Source organism: Persicitalea sp., assembly GCF_041751555.1.
Taxonomy (GTDB): domain Bacteria; phylum Bacteroidota; class Bacteroidia; order Cytophagales; family Spirosomataceae; genus Persicitalea.
Window position 1 is genome coordinate 1 of sequence record NZ_JBGSXF010000695.1, and the last position, 5,038, is coordinate 5,038.

Below are 5,038 nucleotides of genomic sequence, written 5' to 3' on the forward strand. Positions count from 1 at the left end.
TAGCGGGCAATTCCCTATTTTTGGATAAAAAACGAGACCATGGCCGCCATAAATGAAACTAACCCTCACCAACTCCGCGATCTCATCCGCCTTGCCCTGCGCGAGGACGTCGGCGACGGCGACCACTCTTCCCTTTCCTGCGTACCCGAAACCGCCACCAAACGTGCTCGGCTGCTCGTCAAGCAAGCGGGCGTGCTGGCAGGCGTGGAAGTCGCCTTAGTTGTTTTTGAAGAAGTCGATCCCAATCTGAAAGTGGATGTAAAAATCCAGGACGGCTCCCACATTGAAGTCGGCGACATCGTCCTCACTGTCGAAGGCAGTGCGCGGTCCATTCTGCAAGCTGAGCGACTGATGCTGAACATCATGCAGCGCATGAGTGGTATCGCCACCTACACCCGTAGCATGGTTGATCTTATCGCCGATCTGCCCGTTAAGTTGCTGGATACCCGAAAAACTACCCCCAACTTTCGTCTTTTTGAAAAAATGGCCACCCGCATTGGCGGGGCGCACAACCACCGCATGGGGCTGTACGATATGATTATGCTGAAAGACAACCACCTCGACTACGCCGGGGGTATTCAGGCGGCGCTCATCCGCGCCCGTGAGTACCTTGAAAAAACTGGCCGTGACCTGAAAATAGAAATCGAAACCCGCAATCTGGGCGAGGTGGACGAAGTGATGCGCGTGGGCGGCGCGAACATTATCATGTTGGATAATTTTTCGCTGGAAGATATGCGCGAGGCGGTCAAAAAAATCGGTGGACGCATCGAAACCGAAGCCTCGGGTGGCATTGATGAAACTACTCTCCGCGCCGTGGCAGAAACGGGCGTGGACAGCGTTTCAAGCGGCGCGCTGACGCACCAAATCAAGAGTTTGGATTTGAGCTTGAAAGCTTTTTGAATGATGAATGATGAGTGACGCATATCACAGTGAGTTGTTCCGTCATCACTCACCACTCATCATTGAAGACTAACTAAATGGAAACACCGCTACCCATCAGATTTCTTCTTGTTTTGATGAGTGGCGGGTTTGTAATTATTACCGCCTTTCCCGCTCCCGCCCAAACTCCGCCGCGCCGTGAGATCGACATTCAGCAGTTTGTGCAGGAGCTTTTCCCTGTTCCCAGCGAGGATATCAATTACAGCGATTTGTTCGAGTCGCTATTTCAGTTGTACGCCAATCCGCGCGACCTGAATATCGCCACGCGCGACGAACTTGCGGCCACCTACATCCTCACACAAAACCAGTTGGATGCCCTTATGGACTACCGCACCCAGCTCGGGCCGCTGCTTTCGCTATACGAGTTGCAGGCGATTCCTGGCTTTGACTTGCCTACGATTCGGCGGTTGTTGCCCTTCGTTACGGTGCAAACGCGGCAGTTATCGCTGCGCGAATCATTGAAAAACCCCACCCAACATTACCTCATTCTGCGGTCGGAAAGGCTTTTGGAACAGCAGAAAGGTTTTTCTGCAATAGATACGACCTCTCGCTCGCGGACGCGCTACGCGGGCGACCCTTATCAGGTATATGCCCGCTACCGCTACTCACGCATTGGGGCCTTTAGCTTCGGCTTCACCGCCGAGAAAGATGCGGGTGAAGTACTGGCATGGCGGCCCGAGCGGCAGATTTTTGGCGGCGATTTCACCTCTTTCCACGCCCAGGTTATGAATCGGGGGCGGCTCAAAAATCTCATCATCGGCGATTTCCAGATGCAGGCCGGGCAAGGCGTAGTGATGGCAGCGGGCTTTGCGCTGGGTAAAGGCACAGAAACCATTCTAACTACCTACCGCAGTACTTTGGGACTGCGGCCTTATACCTCGGTGCTGGAAGCGGGCTTCTTTCGAGGAGCCGCCGCGACGGTGAATGTGCAGAAGAATCTGGACGTGACGATCTTCGGCTCAGGTACTCGCCGCGACGCCAGCCTGAGCGAATTGTCAGACGGTCCCGAGGGTACGGTCATTTCCTCGCTTCTCACCGCCGGGCTGCACCGCACGCCCAGCGAGCGCGATAAGCAGGGGTTGATTCCTGAAAAGAATGCTGGCTTTCACGCGCTCTACACTTTTCCCAAACAAACGGGCAAGATCGGGATGACAGCCCTCTACACCCATTTCGATGGTAGCTTGCAGCGGCGCGATTTGCCCTACAATAAATTTGAATTTAGGGGAAAAGAAAACCTGACCGTTGGCTTGCACGGGGACTACCACTGGCGGAATTTCCATCTGTTCGGCGAAGGCGCGCGCTCCCAGAGCGGTGGGCTGGGTGGCGTGGGCGGCTTGATCGCGACGTTGAGCAAAGCGCTGGATTTTACCTTTCAACTCCGGCATTACGATCGGAATTTCCATACCTTCTACGGCAATCCGATTACCGAAGGCTCGCGGCCCATTAACGAGTCCGGCACGTACTGGGGACTGCGCTACAAACCCAACCGCCGCTGGCAGTTCAGCGGCTTTTACGACCGATTTAGTTTCCCCTGGTTGAAGTACCAGGTTAATGCACCCTCCGATGGCAACGACCGCCTGTTGCACGTTCGTTACACACCCAACAAACGTTTTACGGCTTTCGCGCTTTTCCATGAGGAGCATGAAATGAGAAACCTGCCGGGCGGCAGTACGCCGCTACCCGACATCGCCACTACCATCCGCCGCACGGCGGTGCTGCAGGCAGAGTACGATGTTCCGTTAAAATTTTCGATACGTACACGCGTGCAGGGCGGCGATTTTACCTACGTAGGTACTTCCCGCTCGCAGGGCATCACGGTGATTCAGGACCTGACTTGGCGTTTTGCCAAACTGGAATTAAGCGGCAGGGTAGCTTATTTCGCAACCGACAACTACGATAGCCGCCAATACGTGTACGAAAAAGACGTCCTCTACGCCTTCTCGCTGCCCGCCTACTACGACAAAGGCACCCGACACTACATTATGCTGCGCTACGCGATGTCAAGAAATCTTAGAATCTGGCTCCGCTGGTCGCAATCGCGCTTCTTTAATACGGAACTCCTCAGCTCGGGGCTTGGCGAAATCCAGGGAAACACCCGAAGCGAAGTGAAGGCGCAGGTGATGTATTCTTTTTAAGATTTCGGCTTCGCCTTCTTCGGATCGATAACTGTTTCGGCGCGGCTGACGGCGGAGGTGCCGAAGAAGCCGAGGGCTTTTTTGCCGTTAGGTTTCAGATTTTGGATGTTGGTGGGAATATTGGCGGGCGGCACAGCAAAAATGCCGCCGTTGGTAGTTTCCTGCCTTACCTGAAATAAAAAATAGTAGCTTTCGAGCGTAATGCTGTGCAGTTCCACGCCCACCGTATCGCCCGCCGAGAAGAGCTTGTTGACGTTGATCGACTGCCGTAGCGGTTGGATAAAAACCAGTCCATCAGAAGGCGAGCCGGGACTGAACGAGGCGTCGAAGACCAGTGAGATGTCGTTGGGGTCGGTGCCGTAGAGTTTGCCGCTTTTCAAAGCTTTGATCCAGTAGGTGTCGCCGAGACCCACAAAATCGCGGGCGTAAAATTGGGCAAGGTAACCGTCTTTAGGTCCTTTGGGAGGATTGATGGGAAAACTTTCCTCTTCATAGACTAACGAGTCGATTTTCGGTACCCGCTTGATTTCGCTGGTAGCGGCGTACTCCTCGCCGTCGTAGCGAATCTGCAATGCGTACTTACCCCCTATGCGGCCCAAAGCTACCGTATCTGACTTTGGGGTCCATCGGTAAATACCTTTGCCTTTCTCATCCATAAATTGATACACCGTGCCTTTGTCGTCCGTCACCGACACCTCGGCCCCCAGGGCGGGTCTGGCCGGGCTATTGTTGAAGTATGCCGCCGACAGCGTCAGCTTTATTGTTTGCGGGCCGGTTTTGTTAGTAATCCAGCCGTCAACCACGAGTTCGGCGGGGCCAGTTTCGGTTTTGATGTCAATGGCGTCTTCGCAGCCAGTCAGGAAAACTGCGGCGGTGAACAGGCTCATCAATAAATAAACAACACTTTTTTTCATCAAAATTTTTCTTTTCATAATTAGCTACCGGCCGTTGGTACTTATTCGCCGCTAGACGTGGCACGCCAAGCCTCTACACAATTTCAAAATTTGAAATTATACGTCACAGCCGGAATCACCGACCCAATGACCGAGAAGCGAATAGCCTCGGTCGCAAGCGGGTTATCATCGTTCTGCTGGACATAGACCGAATACGGATTCCGGCGGTTATAAGCATTATATACCGAGAAAACCCATTCGCCCTGGCCGATGCCGAACAGCTTTTTCTTGGATTTCAAAGTCGCTGCCAAGTCCAAACGGTGATAGGCCGGGATGCGGTTGTTGTTGCGAGCGTTATAGACGTTATGCGGCAAAGCCCAGCCATTGTACTCGAAGCGATTGGTCGGGAAAGTCGCCGGAGTGCCTGATGCAAACGTAAAGGTAGATGATAGCGTCAGCCGCTCTTTCAGGTTATAAATTCCGACCGCCGTAAAGTTGTGGGGCTTATCGAAGCGAGCCGGAAACCAGTCATCATTGTTGACGTTTTCGATCAGTCGCTCGGTGCGGGCCAGCGTGTAGCTCAGCCAGCCCGTCAGGCGACCTTTATTTTTTCTCAGGAAAAATTCGGCCCCATAGGCGCGGCCTTTGCCAAAAAGCAGGTCACCCTCTACGTAGCGGTTGAGTAGTAGATCAGAATTGCGAACGTAGTCGATCTGGTTTTTCAAATCCTTATAATACACTTCCACCGAAGCTTCGTAGGTGTTATCGCGGAAATTTTGGAACCAGCCCAAAGCCACCTGATCAGCAATCTCAGGCTTGATGAGGTTAGTACTTAACGTCCAGACGTCCAGCGGCGAACTGGCTGCCGTATTAGACAATAGGTGCAGGTACTGCGCCGTACGGTTGTAGCTGGCCTTGATGGAGGTAGTGGAACTCAGACCAATATTCATGGAGAATCTTGGCTCCCAGTTGCCGTACCGCTTTATGACATCGCCATTGGCCACCGCCGTACCCGGCAACTCGGGAAACTTGCGTTCGCCCTCCTGAAATTCCTGGTACTGATAAATCTGA

At 53.4% G+C, this 5,038-nt stretch carries 4 protein-coding genes; 2 read left to right on the forward strand and 2 right to left on the reverse strand.

Features of this window, described 5'->3' with window-relative positions:
- Positions 1 to 39 precede the first annotated feature (39 nt).
- Both nadC and ACEW8P_RS24400 read left to right on the forward strand, forming a co-directional pair.
- Positions 40 to 900, forward strand: coding sequence for a carboxylating nicotinate-nucleotide diphosphorylase (gene nadC / locus ACEW8P_RS24395; protein ID WP_373515671.1), 861 nt, complete (start codon positions 40 to 42; stop codon positions 898 to 900).
- Positions 901 to 977: 77 nt separating this feature from the next.
- Positions 978 to 3,074 carry a ComEA family DNA-binding protein gene (locus tag ACEW8P_RS24400; protein ID WP_373515672.1) on the forward strand — a complete coding sequence of 699 codons (2,097 nt, stop codon included), beginning with the start codon at positions 978 to 980 and terminating at the stop codon, positions 3,072 to 3,074.
- On the opposite strand, the gene ACEW8P_RS24405 is transcribed toward ACEW8P_RS24400, so the two are convergent.
- On the reverse strand, positions 3,071 to 3,988 hold the full coding sequence (locus ACEW8P_RS24405; protein WP_373515673.1) for a DUF4249 domain-containing protein: 918 nt from the start codon (positions 3,986 to 3,988) through the stop codon (positions 3,071 to 3,073). The genes ACEW8P_RS24400 and ACEW8P_RS24405 overlap by 4 nt on opposite strands.
- Before the next feature lie 83 nt (positions 3,989 to 4,071).
- Positions 4,072 to 5,038 (reverse strand): TonB-dependent receptor plug domain-containing protein (locus ACEW8P_RS24410; RefSeq protein WP_373515674.1); only part of this gene is annotated, 967 nt, incomplete at its 5' end.

Coding starts and splice junctions, on each gene's coding strand:
- nadC (WP_373515671.1), top strand. CDS start 40: ATGGCCGCCATAAATGAAACTAACCCTCACCAACTCCGCGATCTCATC.
- ACEW8P_RS24400 (WP_373515672.1), top strand. CDS start 978: ATGGAAACACCGCTACCCATCAGATTTCTTCTTGTTTTGATGAGTGGC.
- ACEW8P_RS24405 (WP_373515673.1), bottom strand. CDS start 3,988: ATGAAAAAAAGTGTTGTTTATTTATTGATGAGCCTGTTCACCGCCGCA.